A 19,518-nucleotide genomic window follows, 5' to 3' on the forward strand; every position below is an offset into this window, starting at 1 on the left:
TCCGCCCACAGCCCCGCGCCGGGCCGAGCAGCAGGCGAGGTGTCCGCAGATCGAGCCCGACCGGGTGCGGGTTTCCCCCGAAGAGCCAGTAACGTCGGAGTGATGAGCGAGGCTGTGATCCCTGCCGCAGTGAGCGACCCGGCGGACATTACCGCGGAAGCCGAGACGACCACCGGCGCCGCCGAACCGCTGCCGCTGACCGGCGAGCGCACCGTCCCCGGCATCGCCGAGGAGAACTACTGGTTCCGCAGACACGAGATCGCCTACGCCCGCCTGCTGAATCGCTGCGCGGGAAAGACCGTTCTGGAAGCCGGTTCCGGCGAGGGCTACGGCGCCGACATGATCGCCGACGTGGCCACCAGGGTGATCGGCCTCGACTACGACACCAGTGCCGTCGAGCATGTGCGCGCGCGCTATCCACGCGTCGAAATGCTGCATGGCAACCTCGCCGCTCTGCCACTGGAGGACGCCTCGGTCGACGTCGTGGTGAACTTCCAAGTGATCGAACATCTCTGGGACCAGTCGCAGTTCCTGCTGGAGTGCCTGCGCGTGCTTCGCCCCGGCGGCGAGCTCCTGATCAGCACGCCCAACCGGATCACCTTCTCCCCGGGCCGCGATACCCCGCTCAATCCCTTCCACACCAGGGAGCTGAACGCCGCCGAGCTGACCGAGCTGCTGGTCGACACCGGATTCGAGGTCGCACAGATGGTCGGCGTGCACCACGGCCCGAGCCTGAAGATGTTGGACGCCAAGCACGGTGGATCGTTCATCGACGCACAGATCGAACGGGCACTGGCCGGTGAGCCGTGGCCCGCGGAACTGACCGCGGACGTCGCGGGCGTCACGGTCGAGGACTTCGTGCTCATCGCCGAGGAGATCGACGCGAGCCTCGACCTGGTCGCCATCGCGGTGAAGCCTTGACCGACCGCAATACCGTGCCCGGTGGGCACTCCGCAAGCCCGGTACCGGGCCAATTCACCTTGGTCCTGCACTCCCACCTGCCCTGGCTGGCCCATCACGGCCGCTGGCCGGTCGGCGAGGAATGGCTCTACCAGTCCTGGGCGGCGTCCTATCTTCCCGTCGTCGAGGTACTGAGAACCCTTGCAGCCGAGGGCCGTTCGCATCTACTCAGCCTCGGCATCACGCCGGTGCTCGCGGCCCAGCTAGACGACCCGCATTGCCTGGCCGGCATGCACCACTGGCTGGGCAACTGGCAGCTGCGCGCCGACGAGGCCGCGATGGCGGGCAACGTCACGCTCGGCAGGCACGAACACCGCCTGGCCGCCGCGGCACTGGCCGAATTCGAGCAGCGCTGGCGGCACGGCACGGCGCCGGTCTGGCGCGAACTGGTCGACGCCGAAACCATCGAGCTGCTCGGCGGGCCACTCGCCCACCCGTTCCAGCCGCTGCTCGATCCGAGGCTGCGGCAGTTCCAGCTCACCGAAGGACTGGCAGACGCGCGGCACCGCTGGGGCCACACGCCCACCGGGATCTGGGCCCCCGAATGCGGGTACACGCCGGGCATGGAGGTCGGATACGCCGATGCCGGTGTGACGCATTTCATGGTCGACGGGCCCGCACTACGCGGCGATACCACCCTCGGACGGCCGGTGCGCGAGTCCGACGTGGTCGCGTTCGGGCGTGACCTGCAGGTGAGCTACCGGGTCTGGTCACCGAAGTCCGGCTACCCCGGCCACGGCGCCTACCGTGACTTCCATCACTACGACCACGCGACGGGTCTCAAGCCCGCCCGGGTCACCGGCAAGACGGTCGCCGGACCGGACAAGGCCCCCTACGACCCGGAGCTGGCCACCGCGGCAGTCGCCCGCGACGTGGACGATTTCGTGCGAACCGTGCGCGAGCGGTTGATCGCCGAGTCCGCCCGGATCGGACGCCCCGCGCTGGTCGTCGCCGCGTTCGACACCGAACTGTTCGGACACTGGTGGCACGAGGGTCCGCAGTGGCTGGCCCAGGTGCTGCGCGCGCTGCCGGAAGCAGGCGTCACCGTCGGCACGTTGGCCGACGCGCGCGACCGCGGCTACCTGGGCGAACCGGTGCCGCTGGCCGACTCGTCCTGGGGCTCGGGCAAGGACTGGCGGGTGTGGGCCGGCGACCAGGTGCGCGACCTGGTCGAGCTCGACGACGACATCGTGCGGCTGACACTGGACACGATCGACAAGATGCGCGCGGCCCAGGGCGGTGCGCCCGGCCTGCGCGATCACGTGGCCGACCAGTTGCTACGCGAAGCGATCCTGACCGTGTCCAGCGATTGGGCATTCATGGTCAGCAAGGACTCCGCCGCAGGCTACGCACGCGACCGCGCGTACAAGCACGCGCACGCCGTGCGAGAAATCGCCGCGGCCGTCGGAGCGGGCCAAGTCGCCAAAGCACGGCAGTTGGCGGCAGGATGGGGGGCGGCTGACGGGCTCTTCCCCGGTGTGGACGCGCGGCGACTCGGCTCCGCGGGGTCCGTACCCAGCACCACCGGAGCAGCGCCCACCGCCGCGCCAGGATCGGGCCTCGCCACCGGCTCCGCCGCAGAAGGACATGCATGAAGATTTTGATGGTGTCGTGGGAGTACCCACCGGTCGTGGTCGGTGGGCTCGGCATGCACGTGCATCACCTCGCCACCGAACTGGCCGCGGCGGGCCACGAGGTGGTCGTCCTGTCTCGACGTCCTTCGGGCACCGACTCCTCCACCCACCCCACGCACTCCTTCATCGCCGACGGGGTGCTGGTCGTCGCGGTCGCGGAGGATCCGCCGGTGTTCGACTTCGGCGAGGACATGCTCGCCTGGACGTTGGCCATGGGGCATGCCATGGTGCGCGCGGGCGTCGGCCTCGGGAAGCCCGGCATCGGTGACGGCTGGATCCCGGATGTGGTGCACGCGCACGACTGGCTGGTCGCCCACCCCGGCATAGCGCTGGCCGAGTACTACGACGTGCCGCTGGTGTCGACCATTCACGCCACCGAAGCCGGACGGCACAGCGGCTGGGTCGCGGGCAAAGTCAACAAGCAGGTGCATTCGGTCGAATGGTGGCTCGCCAACGAGTCCGACGCCCTGATCACCTGCTCGTCGTCGATGCAGGACGAGGTGGAACGGCTGTACGGGCCGGAGCGGATCCCGATGACGGTGATCCGCAATGGAATCGACGTGGGCGCCTGGACCTTCCGTCCGCGTTCGCCGCGCACCGGTCCGCCCCGGCTGCTGTATGTGGGCAGGCTGGAGTACGAGAAAGGCGTGCAGGACGCGATCGCGGCGCTGCCCCGCATCCGCCGCGCCCACCCCGGTACGACCCTGACCATCGCCGGTGTCGGCACCCAGTTCGAGTGGCTGCGCGAGCGCGCCCGCGTGCATCGGGTCGCCCGCGCGGTGATCTTCGCCGGGCAGCTCCACCACAAGGAGTTGCTCGGCTGGCTGCACGGCGCCGACGCGATCGTGCTGCCCAGCCGATACGAGCCCTTCGGCATCGTCGCCCTGGAGGCGGCGGCGGCGGGCACTCCGCTGATCACCTCGACGGCGGGCGGCCTCGGCGAGGCCGTGATCGACGGGGTGACCGGCGCGTCTTTCCCGCCGGCTGACGTCGACGGCCTGGTCGAGGCGGTCCGCGCCACCCTCGACGACCCCGCCGCAGCGCAGCAGCGGGCCTACGCCGCCCGCGAACGGCTCACCGCCGATTTCGCATGGGACATGGTGGCCGCGGAAACCGCCCAGGTGTACCAGTCGGCCAAACGCCGGGTGCGCAATCCGCTGGGCCGCCCGGCTATCGTCGACCGCCCGCTGCCGGAACGCGATCCGAAGTAGTGCACAGCCGCGATCGGCGCCCGGCTCAGGCTGTATCCCCTCTCGCATGAGCGGAGCCCTCCGTGGTTACGCTTCGCTGCCGCCTCCGGGCTTGACCGCTCATGCCGCGAGCTTCTTCACGATGCGTTCGACGGTGAGCCAGGTGCGGGTCGTGATGTCCTTGCCGTAGGTTTTGTCCAGCCAGGCCATGAAGTCCGGCGTCTTGCCCGGCTCGCTGTTGTCGATGACCGCGAGGAAGGCGCGAGCCGCCCCGTCATAGCCGACGATCCTGGTGAGCGGATCGGGTTGAGTGGGCAGCGTTCCCGCCGCCTCGACGGTGCCTTTGAGAAACGTCGCGGTCAGATATGTTCCGCGCCCGTGCGTGAGTCCGGGGAACGGGTCCGTGTCCAGCAGCGCGCGCAGTTCTGCATAGCTGCGGATGATCGTGCCGCCGCCGATCCCGAGTTCCCGGTTCAACGCCTGCTGGATGTGGTCCTCCAGCGCGGGAACATCGGTGTCCTGGCTGCGGAACACGATGTTGCCACTGGTGAGCACCGACGCGACCCCCTCGAATCCGAGCGACTCGAACACCGCCCGCAATTTCGCGTTGCTCATGTTCGGATTGCTCGGCATGATCCCGCGCAGCAGTGCGACGTACCTGTTCATGCCGGGGAACCTACTCGCTTGCCCCGACAGATCGGTCGGACCCGCGGGGGCGGCTAGGCCGTCTGGGTGGCACCGTTCTTTTTTCGCGCGATATCCTCCAGGGCCGCAAAGTATTTCGCGCGCTCCTCGGCGCCCGCCTCCCAAACTTCCTTGCGATTCTTGACCACCTTGGCCGGTGCGCCGACGGCGATGCTGTAGTCCGGGATCTCGCCCTTGACCACCGCGTGCGCGCCGAGCACGCAGCCACGGCCCACGCGGGTCTCGCGCAGCACGGTGACCTTGGCGGCGATCCAGGTGTCGGGGCCGATGCGGACCGGGCTCTTCACGATGCCCTGATCCTTGATCGGCATCGTGATGTCGTCCATCTTGTGGTCGAAGTCGCAGATGTAGCACCAGTCCGCGACCAGGGTCGATTCGCCGATCTCGATGTCGAGGTAGGTGTTGACGACGTTGTCCTTGCCGAACACCACCTTGTCGCCGATGCGCAGCGAACCCTCGTGGCAGCGGATCGCGTTGCCGTCACCGATGTGCACCCAGCGGCCGATCTCCATCCGGCTCAATTCCGGCGTCGCGTGGATCTCGACGCGACGACCGAGGAACACCATGCCGCGCAGCACGATGTGCGGGTTCGCCAGGCGGAACTTGAACAGCCGGTAGTAACGCACCAGATACCAGGGCGTGTACGCCCGGTTCGCGAGCACCCAGCGCAGCGAAGCCGGCGTCAGAAAGCGCGCCTGCTGCGGATCCCGACGGCGCGATCCGCGCCAGCGCGAACGCAACGGTGCGCCCCACATGCTCGTCACGAACGGTTCTCCTGTCGTGGTCCTACGGGCTGTCGCCCACCTCGGCGGCGACGGTTAGAGCCTATCGCCCGGGGCGAGGACGGCGACGAGTGCCCGCAACGACAACGACGGGACTCGTGCACCCCCGCACAGCGCTCCCGTACAGTGACTCGTGCGCCGGCGACGGCGCCCCCGAACCGCGGGCGAAAAGACCGAACCGGGACCGTGGTTCGACACCCTTAGTCTCGTGCGAGCCATCGACGACAGGAGTGCGGCAGGTGCGAAGCGGCGGCGTACTGGCTACTTCCATGTGGCGACCGTCCCGGATACGTGCTGCGGCCGTGCTGGCCGCGGTCGGTGCGCTGGCCTTGGCGGGCTGCGGCACCGATGTCGACGACATCACCGTCGGTCCGGGCAAGGGCTGGCCCGCCGCGTACCACGACGGCCGCAACGGTGCCACCAGCCCCGTCACCGGCGCCAAGAAGATCGCACTGAGCTGGACACGTCCGGTGGGCGGGCCGATCGCCGAGGCGGTCACGCTCGGTCCCGACGGTCAACTGTTCGTCACCACGCGCCTACCGAACTGCGCGATCTTCTCGTTCCAGATGGCCACCGGGCGCAAGCGGTTCTGCAACGCGCTCGGCCCGAGCGCGATCTCCGCGCCGTCCGTGGTCGACGGCATGACCAATGTCTACGTCGGCGACGACAGCGGCGTAAACGCCTTCAACTATCTCGGGCAGCCGCGCTGGCGCACTCCGGTGGCGGGAACTCCGGTGTCGACGCAATTCACCGGAGACGGAAATCTGTTGACCGTCACCCAATCCGGCCAGGTCGACGTGCTGTCCCGGCAGACCGGCGACCGCGTCGTGCCGACAGTGCAACTGCTCGGCGAGCCCGATTTCCTCGAGCACCCCGACCTCACCTGGCCTGCCGCGGGCCAGGGGCTGGACGACTGCGCCACCGGAGGGCCGCAGTGCCCGGTCGCGAACATCTCCCCGATCGACACCTCGAGCGGCCGCTTCTATGTGACGCTGTGGAAGCCGGGCGAGCCGACCGCCGCGCTGGTCGCCCTCCGCTACGCGGACGGCACGATCCAGCGGGAATGGAGCGCCGGATTGCTGGAGCGCGGCAGTGCGACCAGCCCGGCCCTGTCCGCCGACGGCAGGACCGTCTACGTCGGCGACAACAGCAACCGCTTGATCGCGCTCGACACCGTGGACGGGCGCACCAAGTGGGTCCAGCAGCTGGCTTGGGCGCCGCGCGGCGGCATCTCGGTATCGGGTGCCGGACTGATCATCCCCTCCGGCGACGACGGCTACCTGCTCGCGCTGCGTGACAAGGGCGATGCCGTCGAAACCGTCTGGGAGCGTAAGGATATCGCGCTGCGTGGCACGCCGGTACAGACGGCGGACAACATCGGCTACACCGCGGCGGCCATCGCCGACGGCCTCAACCTGATCACGTTCGACACCGGGACCGGCGCCACCGTCGATTCCGACGTGCTTCCGAACGCCCAGGGCACCACCACCGGCACCTCGGTCGGCGCCAAGGGCGAGGTCGTGGTCGCCACCCGCATCGGCGAGATCTTCGCCTTCAAACCGGAGTAGTCGCGGAAACCGCCGCGCACAGGAACACCGCGGGGGTACGGCCGATCCTGGTGATCACCAGCGTATAAGGCTGGGAGCCTGACGGTTTCAGCGTGCGGCGAAGTCTATCCGGATCGACCTCGATGCCACGGGCCAGGATTTCCAGCGGACCGCAATCACGGCGGCGCAGGGCTGCGCGCAGCGTCTTCTCCCGATAGTCGAGACGTTCGATGACGCGGAAGCCACGTACGCCGTCGGGGACGCGGTCACCGGTCAGGTAGGCGATCCGCGGATCGAGTTGCCAGAGACCATGTTTCGCGGCGTAGTGGCGGACCAGACCCGCGCGGACCACCGCGCCGTCCGGGTCGATGATCCACTCGCCCGGGTCCCGCTCCGGGATGTCGTCCGGATCAGCGCCGGTACAGGTGCGGGCCGTTCCGCTGGCCGTCAGCACGGTCGCTCTGCGGGTGATGCCCGCCTCGGCGAGACCCGGCGACCACAGGCATGCCTCCCGGACCGCGCCGTCGAGCGAGACCACCTCGATTTCCCCGGGCCAGTCCATACGGTCGAAGTCCAGTCCGGGAGCGCACTTCACGACCAGATCGCGGCCCGCGTACGCGGCGAGCAGATCCGGAAGGGGCGGTTGGAGTTTCGCTGGATCATGGGTGCGGCGGCCGTCGGCGCGGCGAGCCGGGTCGGCGATCACGACCGTGCCCGTGCTGACCGGGACGAGCGCGTCCGCCTTGGCCAGCAACAAGTTTCGGTTTCCGGACAGATTGTGTGCGGCCATCGACAGCCGTACGTCGTCCAGATCGCTCCCGATCACCGAAGGGCAGACGCGGGCCAGCTCGACAAGTTCCGCGCCGATCGAGCACGTCACGTCGTGCACGGCCCGACCCGCCAACCGGGCGGCCCGCTGCCGTGCCACCATCGTCGGAGTCGCCTGCTGCAGCGCATCGTCGGTGAACAGCCACTCCACGGCGTCGGCCAGCTTGGCGGCCGCCCTGCGGCGCAATCGCACCGTCTCGACGAGGGCCGCCGCCCACGCGCCGTGGTCGCGACGCACCCGCTCGAGGTCGCGCAGGTGCGTCGCCGAGGTCAGCTCCAGCCGGTCCACCTCGGCCAGCGCGGCGGCGCCCGCCGCGCTACCGAGAAAGGCGACGTCCGCGCGGCGGAAGCCGTACCCCACTACTTGGCGGAAGCGCTGGACTTCACGCCGGTGATCATGGCGTTGTAGAAGAATTGGCGCGGCACCACCCGACGCATGACTTTCTCGTCCACCCAGCTCAGCCCGGTCCAGGCGCGGTACATCGCCACCCGGTAGCGCCAGGTGAGCTTCTCGGCGGGCACCGCGGCCTCGAACGTTCGCACCGGCCAGCCCCACAGCGCGGCCGCGAATTCCTCGGTGGTGGCGGCCACGTCGACGGCGCCTGCCGAACGCGCCATGGCCTCCAGGTCACGCGGATCGAAGGTGTGCAGATCGACCACCGCTTCCAGGGCCGCCGCACGCGAGGACTCGTCCAGCTCCTCCTGTGGACGCCGCCAGCCGCTCAGGATCGGCAGCTTGGTGACCGTGGTGGTGACCTTCCAGGTGATCCGGCCCAGCCAGCGTGCGTAGAAGTTGCCTGCCGTGGTGGGCTCGCCCGCGAAGACGAAACGGCCACCCGGCTTGAGCACGCGCAGGCACTCCTTCAGCGCCAGCTCGACGTCGGGGATGTGGTGCAGCACCGCGTGGCCGACCACCAGGTCGAAGGTGTCGTCCTCGTAGGGGATGGTCTCCGCGTCGGCGACCCGGCCGTCCACGTCCAGCCCGAGGTTCTGTGCGTTGCGCAGCGCGACCTTGACCATCCCCGGCGACAGATCGGTGACCGAGCCGGATTTCGCCACACCCGCTTGCATCAGGTTGAGCAGGAAAAAGCCGGTACCGCAGCCGAGTTCGAGCGCCTTGCCGTAGGGCAGCGGCGCCGGGCCTACCGCGGCGTCGAACCGGCCGCGGGCGTATTCGATACAGCGCTCGTCGTACGAGATGGACCATTTGTCATCGTAGGTCTCGGCTTCCCAGTCGTGGTAGAGCACCTGGGCCAGCTTCGTATCCTCGAGCGCTGCTGCGACCTCCGCCTCCGTGGCGTGCGGGTTCGGCGCGGGGTCGTCGGGACGTACCGTCATGGTCGGCAAGCCTACCCAAATCCGCAGTTGACGCCCGCTATCGGCCCACGAATTCGGCAGACCCCGGGCCGTCCGCGAGATAGGAACCTGTTCCTATCAGGCGATCTTCGGACGTGAACAGATCCGACCACTCCGTCCGTGCGCGGTCCAGGCCGTGCGGTCCGGCTTCGAAGACGACTTTCGCGGCGGCCAGTGCGCGTGCCGGTCCGTTCACGAACTGCCGCGCCCATCGCATCGCGGCGGTGAATACGTCGTCCGGCGCGACGACCTCGTCGACCAGGCCGAGCGCCTTCGCCTCATCCGGCTCGACGAACCGGCCCGTGTAGACCAGGTCCTTGGCCGGGCCTGGCCCGATGAGCAGCGCGAGCCGCCGGATTCCGGCGAGCGGGATCAGGCCGGCCTTGATCTGCGGCAGACCCAGCTTGACGTTGTCACCGATGACGCGACGGTCGGCGCCGAGCGCCAGCTCCAGCCCGCCACCGAGGCAGTAGCCACTGATCGCCGCGACGGTAGGCTGCGGGAGCCGGGCCAGGCAGCCGAGGGCGCGCTGCAGATCGCCCACCATGGCGCTCGCCTGGTCCGCGCTCAGCCGAGACAGCTCGGCCATGTCGTCACCCGCCGAGAACACCCGCTCGTCGCCGTACACGACCACGGCCGCGACGCCCGCGTCCGCGGCAACCGTGTCGGTGGCCTCGGCCAGCTCGCGCGCCAGCTGAACGTTCAGCAGGTTCAGCGGAGGGTGGACGATCCGGAGGACGGCCACGCGGCGCGCGGCATCACCCTCGGGCTGATCCAAGGTCACGAATTCGGCCATGGGAGGCCACGCTACCGGGTGCCCGCGCGGTCACTCACTTGCGCACAGATCCCCTGAGCCGACCGGCATCCGGAAGATCGGCGAAGTAGCGTTGGTTGTCCGGGAAGGACAGCACCTGCTTCCCGCCGACGTCGACGAGCACCGGCATGATCGGATCGATCAGGGGCAACGCGACCAGAATGTCGGCGGTGGAGCCGAATTCGCCCAGCGCGACCAGCTGCGCCCAAGTCGGCGGCAAAAGGATGTCGGTGCCGGCCCGCCAGCGTGCCAGCGCCTCCTCCGGGGTGCGCCATTGCACCTCGGCCGCCTCCGAGGTGGCGCCGTCGGCGTGCTGCCCCTCCGGCAGCACCGCGACGAAGAACCGGGTGTCGTAGCGGCGCGGCTCGATCACCGGGGTGATCCAATTCGCCCACGGCCGCAGCAGGTCCGCGCGCAGCACGAGCTTCTCCTCGGCGAGGAATGCCGCCAGCGACAGTTCCCTGCGCTCCAGCCTTCCGCGGGCGGCCCGATACCGGGTCGTGTCGGAGACGACGCTGTCGGCGGTCGGACCGGCCAGCAGCACGCCACATTCCTCGAACGTCTCGCGTACCGCTGCGCACACCAGCGCCTTCGCCCTCGGCTCGGTCGTCGCGAACCGCTCGGCCCACCAGGCTGGTTCGGGGCCGGCCCAGGTGATGTCCGCGGTCGCGTCGGACGGGTCGACGCCGCCGCCGGGGAATACGGTCATTCCCGCGGCGAATGCCATGGCCCCGACCCTGCGCTGTAGGAAGATCTCGGGGCCGTCGGCGCCGTCGCGCACCAGCATCACCGTCGACGCGTCCTTGAGCGACGGTATCCCTGCTCGAGAGTCGGCCTCCGATTTTGTCTCACTCACCTCTGCACCCTAACGCGCGCAGCCGGACGTAGTCCGTCCTCAGCCCGCGCACGGCCGGAGCGAAAGCGGAGGTACGCCTAACGCGCGCAGCCGGACGTAGTCCGTCCTCAGCCCGCGCACGGCCGGAGCGAAAGCGGAGGTACGCCTAACGCGCGCAGCCGGACGTAGTCCGTCCTCAGCCCGCGCACGGCCGGAGCGAAGGCGGAGGTACGCCTAACGCGCGCTTGGTGGGCGCGGTCACCGCGTGCTGGTCAGCGGGTGCGATGCTTACCCGCGCGGCGCGCGCGCCGCGCGAAGTATCGACCGCCCACCCGACTCAACGCGATCGACTGGCGGAACGCATCGCTCAGGTTGGCCGCGGTGAGCACGTCGCCGAGCAGACCCTGCGCGACCACCTCACCCTCGTTGAGCAGCAGGCCGTGGGTGAATCCGGGCGGGATCTCCTCCACGTGGTGGGTGACGAGCACGATAGCGGGCGAGTCCGGATCGGCGGCGAGATCGCCGAGCCGCTCCACCAGTTCCTCCCGACCACCGAGGTCCAGGCCGGCCGCGGGCTCGTCCAGCAGCAGCAACTCGGGATCGGGCATCAGTGCGCGAGCGATGAGCACCCGCTTGCGCTCGCCCTCCGACAGCGTCCCGTAGGTGCGGTCCGAAAGATGTTCGGCACCCAGGCTTTCCAGCATGTCGATGGCGCGGTCGGTGTCGACGTCGTCGTAGCGCTCCCGCCACCGGCCCAGCACCGCGTACCCGGCGGACACCACCAGGTCGCTGACCTTCTCGTCGAGCGGAACCCGGCTGGCCACCGCGGCCGAGGACAGGCCGATGCGCGGGCGGAGTTCGCCGACGTCCACCTTGCCGATCCGCTCCCCGAGCAGATGGGCGATGCCCGAGGTGGGATGCGTCTCGGCGGCGGCCATCCGCAGCAACGAGGTCTTGCCCGCGCCGTTGGGGCCGAGGACGACCCAGCGTTCGTCGAGCTCGACCTGCCAGGTGACCGGCCCGACGAGCGTGTGGCCCGAACGGCGGATGGTCACGTCGGTGAAATCGATGAGCAGATCGGGATCCGGTTGCGGCACGCGCTCCATCTTGGACCACCCGTGGGGGCATTTGCCAGCGCAGGGAGGGATGGCCGGGCCGGGTCGGTCGGATCAGCGCGGCACAGCTGCGGTCCTGTCTGGTCGGAACAGGCAGCGCAGCCGCGGCCCGACTCGCCCGCACCGATTGCCGAACAGTCGCTGCGGCCGGTTCACCAGGCCAGGGCAGGAACCGCGATGACGGTCATCGAGCCGGGCGCCACCTCGGTGAACCCCGCGTCTCGCACGGCGACCGCGGTGCCGTCGGCCACCTGGCCGACGAGGGTCCTCCACCGCTCGGCGTCGGCTTCGCGTACCGAGCAATGGAATCCACGCTCGGACCAGCGCCACGCGTGCTCGGCGGTGAGCGCACCAGCCAGCAGCATGCTCGCGTGGCCGACCTGCGCGGCGGCCTTGCCCAGGGTCATGCCGAGCGATGTGTTCACCCACAGCGCAGGCAGCTTGGGGTCGGGCGGGCCGGGATCGTCGTGGTCGAGATCAGTGCCGCCGATCTGCAGGCGCTTGATCCGCGGGTCGACCTGGCTCATCGGTCCAGGCACCAGCGCCCGCGCCTGCGCGCCGTCGATGTCGATGGTGACGCCGTCCACCGCGCAGGTCGCGCTCCACTGAGCGCCGCGGGCACGCCTGGCCACCTTGCGGATCCGCGACCGCTTCCACGCCAGATAGCGCTCTTCCCATTCGCCGCCCGGCGATACCCGCTCGTCCAGACACAGCGCCACCGCGGCGGCCGCCGCCGCCGCGAGCAGCGAGCTGCGGGGTGGTGGATCGATCTTGGGAAGGTGCAGCACCATCTGCATCGCCTGCACCATGGCCGGATCGTCCGGATCGCCCGCATGACCATAGCCCGCGCCCAGCTCCGCATGCCTGGCCAGAAATCCTGCGGCGTCCGACACCGTTGCGGCCCTCGCGGTCTCCCCGCTGCCGCGAACTTCGGCACCACATTCCGGCATGCTCGTCATCGCTCCACCTCGATCGTCGACGAAAACCTCTCGGCGGGCTCCATGTCTGGCTCCCACGGCCGTGCGTAGTCCATCGTCAGCTGGGTGACGCCCGTCCCGGCACCGACGAAGGTCAGCACGGCGCTGCCGCCGGAGCCGGGCACCACGGGCACCGTCGAATCCGGTTCGAAGTCCGCCATACCGTCCTGCTTCACCAAGCCCTCCGATCGCCTCGTCCGAAAAAGCCGTCAGGCCAAAGGCACTCGGCGCAGCAGGCCGTCCCTGGCGTCAGCCGCCTCCACCTCGTCCCGAGTGACGCCGAGGATGAACAGCACCGCGTCCAGGTACGGATGCGAAAGGGCGGCGTCGGCGACCTCGCGCAACGCGGGCTTGGCGTTGAATGCCACGCCGAGCCCAGCAGCGTTGAGCATGTCGATGTCGTTGGCGCCGTCGCCGACCGCGACGGTCTGCTCCATCGGCACTCCGGCCTCGGCCGCGAACTTCCGCAGCGCTGTCGCCTTGGCCGCCCGGTCCACGATCTCACCGACAACGCGTCCGGTGAGCTTTCCGTCCCGGATCTCCAGGGTGTTCGCTTGAACGAAGTCCAGCTCCAGCTCATGCGCCAGCGGCTCGATCACCTGACGGAAACCGCCGGACACCACACCACAGCGGAACCCGATCCTGCGCAGCGTGCGGATGGTGGTGCGGGCGCCGGGCGTCAGCTCGATCCGATCGGCCACCGCCTCGATCACCGACTCATCGAGGCCGTCGAGCGTCGCGACCCGCTGCCGCAGCGATTCGGCGAAGTCGATCTCGCCGCGCATGGCGGCTTCGGTGACCTCGGCGACCTCCTCCTCCACGCCCGCGTGCGCGGCGAGCATCTCGATGACCTCGCCCTGGATCAGCGTCGAGTCGACGTCGAACACGATGAGCCGCTTGCCGCGGCGGGCCAGCCCGGCGCGCTCCACCGCGACGTCGACCTGCTCGGCCACCGCGACCTCCGCCAGCGCCGTGCGCAGACGCGAGTCGGTGTCCGTGCTCGGGTCGGTCGCGGTGACCAGCAGCTCCATGCCGGTCACCGGATAGTCCGCGATACCGCGGATGGTGTCGATATTGGCGCCGAGCGTGGCCAGCTGCCGCGACACCGCGCTGAAAGCGCGCGCGGTGACCGGGCTGCCGAGGATTACCACCGCGTGGGTGGACATCGGATGTCTGCCGATCTCGGCGCCGACCTCGACGTCGACGTGCATGCCGACGGTGTTCATGGCCTCTTCGAGTTCGTCCTGCAACGCCTCGGGATCATGCGGACAGGTGACCAGGACGCCCAGGGTCAGCCTGCCCCGGATCACGACCTGCTCCACGTCCAGCAGGCTCACCTGGTGTCGCGACATCGCCGCGAGCAGCACGGACGTCACACCAGGCCGGTCGGGCCCGGTGACGGTGACGAGGACTGTGGTGTCGGCCAACTGATGCGCTCCAAGTTCGGTATTGCCGCCGCTGCGGGGACCTCGTTGTCGTAATGCCACGGTGCGTACTGCGTTCTGCACAAAACGAGTGTGCACCCGCTGGTGACCAGCAGGTGCACACTCACCACGGTGAATCCTACGGCGCAGGCGCACCTTCAGCACAGCCGGACGAAGTCCGTCCATAGCCTCGCACCGGGCCGAGCGCAGGCGAGGCAGCCGCCTACTTCGTTGCCACGGCGCCTTCGTGGAGCTCGGTGGCGTGCTTGCCCGAACCCCAACCCACGTGGGCTTCGGCGCGCATGCGGTCGACCATGTGCGGGTAGTGCAGCTCGAAGGCGGGACGCTCGGAGCGAATCCGCGGCAACTCATAGAAGTTGTGCCGTGGTGGCGGGCAGGTCGTAGCCCACTCCAGCGAATTGCCGTAACCCCACGGATCGTCCACGGTGACCACCTCACCGTAACGGTAGCTCTTGAAGACGTTCCACAGGAACGGCAGCATCGAGGCGCCGAGGATGAACGCACCGATCGTCGAGATCGTGTTCAGCGTGGTGAAGCCGTCGCTGGGCAGATAGTCGGCGTAACGGCGCGGCATGCCCTCGGCACCGAGCCAGTGCTGAACCAGGAAGGTCGCGTGGAAGCCGAGGAAGGTCGTCCAGAAGTGCCACTTGGCCAGGCGCTCGTCCAGCATCCGTCCGGTCATCTTCGGGAACCAGAAGTAGATGCCAGCGTAGGTCGCGAACACGATGGTGCCGAACAGCACGTAGTGGAAGTGCGCAACGACGAAGTACGAGTCGGTGACGTGGAAATCCAGCGGCGGGCTGGCCAGGATGACACCCGACAGACCACCGAAGAGGAACGTGACGATGAAGCCGATCGAGAACAGCATCGGCGACTCGAAGGTCAGCTGACCGCGCCACATGGTGCCGATCCAGTTGAAGAACTTCACGCCGGTCGGGACCGCGATGAGGAAGGTCATGAACGAGAAGTACGGCAGCAGCACCGCGCCGGTGGCGTACATGTGGTGTGCCCACACCGCGATGGACAAGGCAGCGATACCCAGGGTCGCGTAGACCAGCGTGGTGTAACCGAAGATCGGCTTACGCGAGAAGACGGGGAAGATCTCCGACACGATGCCGAAGAACGGCAGCGCGATGATGTACACCTCTGGGTGGCCGAAGAACCAGAACAGGTGCTGGTAGAGCAGAATGCCGCCGGTCGCCGGGTCGTAGATGTGGCCACCGAGGTGGCGGTCGTAGGCCAAGCCGAACAGCGCCGCGGTCAGCAGCGGGAAGGCGAGCAGCACGAGCACACTGGTGACGGCGATATTCCAGGTGAAGATCGGCATCCGGAACATGGTCATGCCCGGAGCGCGCAGGCAGACGACAGTGGTCAGCATGTTGACGCCACCGAGGATGGTGCCGAGACCGGAGACTGCGAGACCGAGAATCCACAGGTCGGTGCCGACGCCCGGCGAGTGCAAGATGTCGGTCAGCGGCACGTACGCCGTCCAGCCGAAGTCCGCGGCGCCACCCGGGGTGATGAAGCCCGCGGTCGCCATGGTGGCACCGAAGGCGTACAGCCAATAGCTGAACGCGTTCAGGCGCGGGAACGCGACATCTGGGGCGCCGATCTGCAGCGGCAGGACGATGTTGGCGAAGCCGAACACGATCGCGGTCGCATAGAACAGCAGCATGATCGTGCCGTGCATGGTGAACAGCTGGTTGAACTGCTCGGGCGAGAGGAACTGCAGGCCGGGACGCGCGAGCTCACCACGCATCATCAGGGCCATGAGACCGCCGATGAGGAAGAAGGCCATCGACGTCGTCAAGTACATGACACCCAGGACCTTCGGGTCCGTGGTGGTGACCATCTTGTAGATGAACGAGCCCTTCGGCCCGGTCCGAGCCGGATACGGCCGAGTCGCTTCCAACTGAGGGACTGGCTGGGGCTCTACGGCAGTCACTGATCCTCCTGAAAGGTGCCTTTAGGTCGCTCCGCAGGCTCCGCTGCTCGCATCCATCCCGGTGCCGGAACAGACGACAGTTCGCTTGCGCTCTTCGAATCGTAAACCGTGCCGCGACAGCGGATCGAACGGGTCCTACTCTCTGTCGTATTTGTTGGCCGCGGCTGTGTTTGTTTGGCCGCGGCTGCGCCGCGGCGTGTTCGCGGCCCCTCGATGGCTCGCGTCCGAGCGACCGCCGCTGGCGACTTCGTCGCGGACGCGTCGGCCACTCGGACGCGAGCCGGGCCGCGAACAGGCAATGCTCGATCTCGCTGCGCTCGGAAACGGGAGTGGGGCCGATGCGGTCGCTTCGGGAGGCGAAAGCGGGATTGATGCGGTCGCTTTGGGCGGTACACGCATGTTCTTTCGGCAGTGCTTTGCGGCGAACGGCGCTCGTACGCCCAAGAGAGCGGGCGTCCGTCGTGCGGTGTCCTCGTACCGATTAGTTCTCCGCGCGACGACCGTCTCTACCGGTGACAAACGTTCAGCACAGGCCAGGAGACTCTCAATGACCAATCCGCACAGCACCCAGCCCGGCGATCCCTGCTGGGTCGATCTCTACACCTCCGACCTCGACCGCAGCATCGCGTTCTACCGCGAGCTGTTCGGCTGGACCGCCGAGCGCGCGGGCGCGGAATTCGGCGGGTACGTCACCTTCCGCAAAGATGGGCACGCGGTGGCGGGCGCCATGGGGCGGATGGAGGGCGACACCGACAGTCCGGAACAGTGGACGGTATACCTCGCCAGCCCCGACGCGCAGGCCACCACCGACGCGGCCGTCGCCGCCGGCGCAACGGTGGTCGTGCCTCCGATGCCGGTCGGTGAGCTGGGCACCATGGCCGTCCTCGGCGACGTCGGCGGCGCGGGCATCGGTATCTGGCAGGCCGGCACGTTCAGCGGGTTCGAGACGATCGGCCTCGTCTCCGGCGGGCAATGGCGCGACCATGCGGGCGCGCCGTCCTGGTTCGAGCTGCACACCCGCGCCTACCACACCGCGCTGGCGTTCTACCGCGACGTATTCGGCTGGTCGGACACCTTCACCATCTCCGACGCTCCAGAATTCCGCTACACCACGATCCACGCACAGAGCCCGATGCTCGGCGGCGTCATGGACGCCACGGCGTTCCTGCCCGAGGGCTCGCCCGGAGGGTGGACCATCTACTTCGGTGCCGACGACGTGGACAAGACCGTCGAGCGGGTCGTCGATCTGGGCGGTTCGGTGCTGTCCCCAGCCCAGGACACCCCGTACGGCCGGATGGCCTCGATCGCCGACCCCACCGGCGCCCGGTTCAGCATCGGCGGCTGAGTTCAATTCGCAGCGCCTGTGTTGTTTGGCCGTGGCTGCGCCGCGGCGTGTTCGCGGCCCGGCTGGAGTCATGGGCCGAATACCGAACCGCCTATCAACGCACTCCCAACCCCGTCGGGTGCGAGTCTTACGAGCACCGTTCGCGGCCCGGCTCGCGTCCGAGTGGGCGAAGCGCATGCGACGCAGTCGCGAGTCTCGCCCACTCGGACGCGAGCCAAGAGGGGGCCGCGAACACGCAGTGCCGCAGGCGCTGCAAATCAAACACAGCCGCAGGCGCTGCAAATCGGACACGGTACCCTCACCCGCATGTCGCTGAGCGCCTTCGTTCGCCTCCGAAACCGCACAGCCTTTTCCGGACTCGCCACGGCGGGCCACCGGGTGGTCGCCGTCGCGGCCGTGTGCGCGACCGTTCTAGTGGCGGGATGCGGCGGCAAAAGCGATGACGACGCGTCCATCGTGCGCACCACAACCAACATCGCGGGTGCGGGCGTGGTCGGGCTGGAGCGCGACACCACTCGGGCGTGCGCGCTTCCGAGCGCGCCGGACCCGGCGAGCGGCAGCACCCGTACCGTCACGCACGCCGCGGGCGTCTCGGAGGTGCCCGCCGACCCGCAGCGCATCGTCGTGCTCAGCACGTCCGCACTGGACGCAGTCTGCGCGCTCGGACTGTGGGAGCGGGTGGTCGGCGCGGTCACCATCGACGGGCCGAGCCCACAGCCGGCCTATCTGGGTACCGGGGTGCTGAAGATTCCCGGCGTCGGATCGGCCGCCCAGCCCGATCCGGCCAGGATCGCCGATCTGCGCCCCGACCTGATTCTGGGTGACATCCCCACCGGCGCGGCCAGTTTCGACGCGCTGCGCACCATCGCCCCTACCGTGCTGGTCGGCGCGGACCACGGCTGGCAGGCTGAATTCATGGCGCTCGCAGCGGGTTTGGGGCGCACTGACGCCGCCGAGACCGCGCTGCGGGATTACCGCACCGAGGCGCGTGACACCGGCACCACGATCGCCGCGGGCCAGACCCAGGCCTCGGTCATTCGATTCACTGCCGATACCAACCGGATTCAGGGCGGCGACAGCTTCTCCGGTCAGGTGCTCGGCGATGCGGGGGTGCAGCGTCCCGCGGCCCAGCGCGACGCCTCGTTCGACGTGCCTGCGGGCAAGTTCGCCACCGAGGTGGAGGGCGATCTGATCTACGTGATCCTCGCGGGCACCGAGGGGAAGCAGCACGGTGAGTCCGTGCTGCGCACCGACGAGTGGAAGGATCTCGGCGCAGCCACCGATCGCCGGGTGTTCGCCGTCGAGGACACGGTCTGGCATGGCAACGGCCTCACCGCGGCCCGCGCGTTGCTCACCGACCTGCGTAACACGCTCAATGGCTTCGTCACCGACTGACCGACTTCGGCACCGAGCACACCCTTGGGTGAGGTTTTGCCCACCCTCGGAGTGCTCCGACCAACGCTGGGGTTCCTGTCGAAAGTCCATCTCGAGGACGAGATTCAGAGGTACACGCAATTCACCTCTTATCCGACCCGAGGGACACGATATGCACACGCTGACCGAATCGTTCGCCGACAACCTCTTCGTGCTGCCGTCGCCGCGGCCCGTTACCGAGGTCGATCCGAACGCGGTCGTGGTGTCCACCGACGACTGCGACCTCACCTACACCGAACTGGATCGCTGGTCGAACCGCCTCGCCCGGCTGCTGCTCGGGATCGGCGCGGGCCCCGGCTCCCGCATCGCGCTCGCCATCGACCAGCCGATCGAGTCCGTGGTGGCCGAGCGGGCCGCCGTCAAGCTCGGCGCCATCACGATCCCGGTCTCCGCTGACAACTCCTTCGCTCTGGGCACCACGGTGGGGATCACCACGAAGGATAGGCGTCCCGAGCTGACCGACGAGATCGACTGGCTGATGCTGGACGGTCGCTCCACCCTCCAGCGCTACCTGACCAGCTCCGACGCTCCGCTCGACGACGCCGACCTGTATCCCCTGCCGATCTCGGCCTGACCAGGAACGACCCCCCTCCGCGACCCGGACAG

The 19,518-nt window shown here is 68.8% G+C and carries 18 protein-coding genes; 7 read left to right on the forward strand and 11 right to left on the reverse strand.

Going from position 1 to position 19,518, the window contains the following annotated elements; translation table 11 throughout:
- Positions 1–102 precede the first annotated feature (102 nt).
- From AB4Z47_RS00875 to AB4Z47_RS00885, 3 genes are read left to right on the forward strand one after another with little or no spacing between them, the layout of a single operon-like run.
- Positions 103–921 (forward strand): class I SAM-dependent methyltransferase, encoded by an 819-nt coding sequence (locus AB4Z47_RS00875; protein ID WP_441947212.1) that lies wholly within the window; start codon positions 103–105, stop codon positions 919–921.
- A complete protein-coding gene (locus tag AB4Z47_RS00880; protein WP_441947213.1) occupies positions 918–2,555 on the forward strand; it encodes a 1,4-alpha-glucan branching protein domain-containing protein in 1,638 nt (545 codons plus the stop codon). The genes AB4Z47_RS00875 and AB4Z47_RS00880 overlap by 4 nt, the downstream gene beginning before the upstream one ends.
- Complete coding sequence (locus AB4Z47_RS00885; protein WP_441947214.1) at positions 2,552–3,805, forward strand: glycosyltransferase family 4 protein; 1,254 nt, start codon at positions 2,552–2,554, stop codon at positions 3,803–3,805. Before AB4Z47_RS00880 ends, AB4Z47_RS00885 begins: the two co-directional genes overlap by 4 nt.
- A 99-nt stretch (positions 3,806–3,904) precedes the next feature.
- On the opposite strand, the gene AB4Z47_RS00890 is transcribed toward AB4Z47_RS00885, so the two are convergent.
- Both AB4Z47_RS00890 and AB4Z47_RS00895 read right to left on the reverse strand, forming a co-directional pair.
- A complete protein-coding gene (locus AB4Z47_RS00890) occupies positions 3,905–4,450 on the reverse strand; it encodes a DUF1697 domain-containing protein (protein WP_441947215.1) in 546 nt (181 codons plus the stop codon).
- A gap of 53 nt (positions 4,451–4,503) precedes the next feature.
- Positions 4,504–5,253 (reverse strand): acyltransferase, encoded by a 750-nt coding sequence (locus AB4Z47_RS00895; RefSeq protein WP_441947216.1) that lies wholly within the window; start codon positions 5,251–5,253, stop codon positions 4,504–4,506.
- Between the two features lie 287 nt (positions 5,254–5,540).
- On the opposite strand from AB4Z47_RS00895, the gene AB4Z47_RS00900 reads away from it, so the two are divergent.
- Positions 5,541–6,839: an outer membrane protein assembly factor BamB family protein gene (locus tag AB4Z47_RS00900; protein ID WP_441947217.1), complete on the forward strand. Its 1,299-nt coding sequence runs from the start codon at positions 5,541–5,543 to the stop codon at positions 6,837–6,839.
- On the opposite strand, the gene AB4Z47_RS00905 is transcribed toward AB4Z47_RS00900, so the two are convergent.
- The 9 genes from AB4Z47_RS00905 to ctaD all read right to left on the reverse strand — a co-directional run bounded on the left by AB4Z47_RS00905 (position 6,826) and on the right by ctaD (position 16,133).
- Positions 6,826–8,007, reverse strand: coding sequence for a THUMP-like domain-containing protein (locus AB4Z47_RS00905; RefSeq protein WP_441947218.1), 1,182 nt, complete (start codon positions 8,005–8,007; stop codon positions 6,826–6,828). The genes AB4Z47_RS00900 and AB4Z47_RS00905 overlap by 14 nt on opposite strands.
- Entirely contained in the window at positions 8,007–8,984 is a 978-nt protein-coding gene (locus AB4Z47_RS00910; protein WP_441947219.1) for a class I SAM-dependent methyltransferase, read from the reverse strand. Before AB4Z47_RS00910 ends, AB4Z47_RS00905 begins: the two co-directional genes overlap by 1 nt.
- Positions 8,985–9,021: 37 nt before the next feature.
- Positions 9,022–9,798 (reverse strand): enoyl-CoA hydratase-related protein, encoded by a 777-nt coding sequence (locus AB4Z47_RS00915; RefSeq protein WP_441947220.1) that lies wholly within the window; start codon positions 9,796–9,798, stop codon positions 9,022–9,024.
- Between the two features lie 34 nt (positions 9,799–9,832).
- Positions 9,833–10,603: an NUDIX hydrolase gene (locus AB4Z47_RS00920; protein WP_441947332.1), complete on the reverse strand. Its 771-nt coding sequence runs from the start codon at positions 10,601–10,603 to the stop codon at positions 9,833–9,835.
- Between the two features lie 320 nt (positions 10,604–10,923).
- Positions 10,924–11,757 carry an ABC transporter ATP-binding protein gene (locus AB4Z47_RS00925; RefSeq protein WP_441947221.1) on the reverse strand — a complete coding sequence of 278 codons (834 nt, stop codon included), beginning with the start codon at positions 11,755–11,757 and terminating at the stop codon, positions 10,924–10,926.
- A gap of 161 nt (positions 11,758–11,918) precedes the next feature.
- Positions 11,919–12,725 (reverse strand): aminoacyl-tRNA hydrolase, encoded by an 807-nt coding sequence (locus tag AB4Z47_RS00930; RefSeq protein WP_441947222.1) that lies wholly within the window; start codon positions 12,723–12,725, stop codon positions 11,919–11,921.
- The gene (locus tag AB4Z47_RS00935) at positions 12,722–12,919 is read right to left on the reverse strand and encodes a protease inhibitor I42 family protein (RefSeq protein ID WP_441947223.1); all 198 of its coding nucleotides are present in this window, start codon (positions 12,917–12,919) and stop codon (positions 12,722–12,724) included. The genes AB4Z47_RS00930 and AB4Z47_RS00935 overlap by 4 nt, the downstream gene beginning before the upstream one ends.
- 33 nt (positions 12,920–12,952) lie before the next feature.
- Positions 12,953–14,170: a phosphoserine phosphatase SerB gene (gene serB / locus AB4Z47_RS00940; RefSeq protein ID WP_441947333.1), complete on the reverse strand. Its 1,218-nt coding sequence runs from the start codon at positions 14,168–14,170 to the stop codon at positions 12,953–12,955.
- Positions 14,171–14,390: 220 nt separating this feature from the next.
- Positions 14,391–16,133 carry an aa3-type cytochrome oxidase subunit I gene (ctaD, locus tag AB4Z47_RS00945; protein WP_441947224.1) on the reverse strand — a complete coding sequence of 581 codons (1,743 nt, stop codon included), beginning with the start codon at positions 16,131–16,133 and terminating at the stop codon, positions 14,391–14,393.
- Between the two features lie 547 nt (positions 16,134–16,680).
- Here ctaD and AB4Z47_RS00950 point away from each other — a divergent pair.
- The 3 genes from AB4Z47_RS00950 to AB4Z47_RS00960 all read left to right on the forward strand — a co-directional run bounded on the left by AB4Z47_RS00950 (position 16,681) and on the right by AB4Z47_RS00960 (position 19,486).
- The gene (locus AB4Z47_RS00950; RefSeq protein WP_441947225.1) at positions 16,681–17,478 is read left to right on the forward strand and encodes a VOC family protein; all 798 of its coding nucleotides are present in this window, start codon (positions 16,681–16,683) and stop codon (positions 17,476–17,478) included.
- A gap of 306 nt (positions 17,479–17,784) precedes the next feature.
- Entirely contained in the window at positions 17,785–18,873 is a 1,089-nt protein-coding gene (locus AB4Z47_RS00955; protein WP_441947226.1) for an ABC transporter substrate-binding protein, read from the forward strand.
- Between the two features lie 151 nt (positions 18,874–19,024).
- The gene (locus AB4Z47_RS00960) at positions 19,025–19,486 is read left to right on the forward strand and encodes an AMP-binding protein (protein ID WP_441947227.1); all 462 of its coding nucleotides are present in this window, start codon (positions 19,025–19,027) and stop codon (positions 19,484–19,486) included.
- Positions 19,487–19,518: the final 32 nt, after the last annotated feature.

It is taken from the genome of Nocardia sp. 2TAF39, from assembly GCF_052114905.1.
In the GTDB taxonomy this organism is placed as follows: Bacteria; Actinomycetota; Actinomycetes; order Mycobacteriales; family Mycobacteriaceae; genus Nocardia.

Excerpts from the sequence above, each read along its gene's own strand:
- AB4Z47_RS00875 (WP_441947212.1), top strand. The coding sequence starts at position 103 with ATGAGCGAGGCTGTGATCCCTGCCGCAGTGAGCGACCCGGCGGACATT.
- AB4Z47_RS00885 (WP_441947214.1), top strand. The coding sequence starts at position 2,552 with ATGAAGATTTTGATGGTGTCGTGGGAGTACCCACCGGTCGTGGTCGGT.
- AB4Z47_RS00890 (WP_441947215.1), bottom strand. The coding sequence starts at position 4,450 with ATGAACAGGTACGTCGCACTGCTGCGCGGGATCATGCCGAGCAATCCG.
- AB4Z47_RS00900 (WP_441947217.1), top strand. The coding sequence starts at position 5,541 with ATGTGGCGACCGTCCCGGATACGTGCTGCGGCCGTGCTGGCCGCGGTC.
- AB4Z47_RS00910 (WP_441947219.1), bottom strand. The coding sequence starts at position 8,984 with ATGACGGTACGTCCCGACGACCCCGCGCCGAACCCGCACGCCACGGAG.
- AB4Z47_RS00915 (WP_441947220.1), bottom strand. The coding sequence starts at position 9,798 with ATGGCCGAATTCGTGACCTTGGATCAGCCCGAGGGTGATGCCGCGCGC.
- AB4Z47_RS00920 (WP_441947332.1), bottom strand. The coding sequence starts at position 10,603 with ATGCTGGTGCGCGACGGCGCCGACGGCCCCGAGATCTTCCTACAGCGC.
- AB4Z47_RS00925 (WP_441947221.1), bottom strand. The coding sequence starts at position 11,757 with ATGGAGCGCGTGCCGCAACCGGATCCCGATCTGCTCATCGATTTCACC.
- AB4Z47_RS00930 (WP_441947222.1), bottom strand. The coding sequence starts at position 12,725 with ATGACGAGCATGCCGGAATGTGGTGCCGAAGTTCGCGGCAGCGGGGAG.
- AB4Z47_RS00950 (WP_441947225.1), top strand. The coding sequence starts at position 16,681 with ATGACCAATCCGCACAGCACCCAGCCCGGCGATCCCTGCTGGGTCGAT.
- AB4Z47_RS00955 (WP_441947226.1), top strand. The coding sequence starts at position 17,785 with ATGTCGCTGAGCGCCTTCGTTCGCCTCCGAAACCGCACAGCCTTTTCC.
- AB4Z47_RS00960 (WP_441947227.1), top strand. The coding sequence starts at position 19,025 with ATGCACACGCTGACCGAATCGTTCGCCGACAACCTCTTCGTGCTGCCG.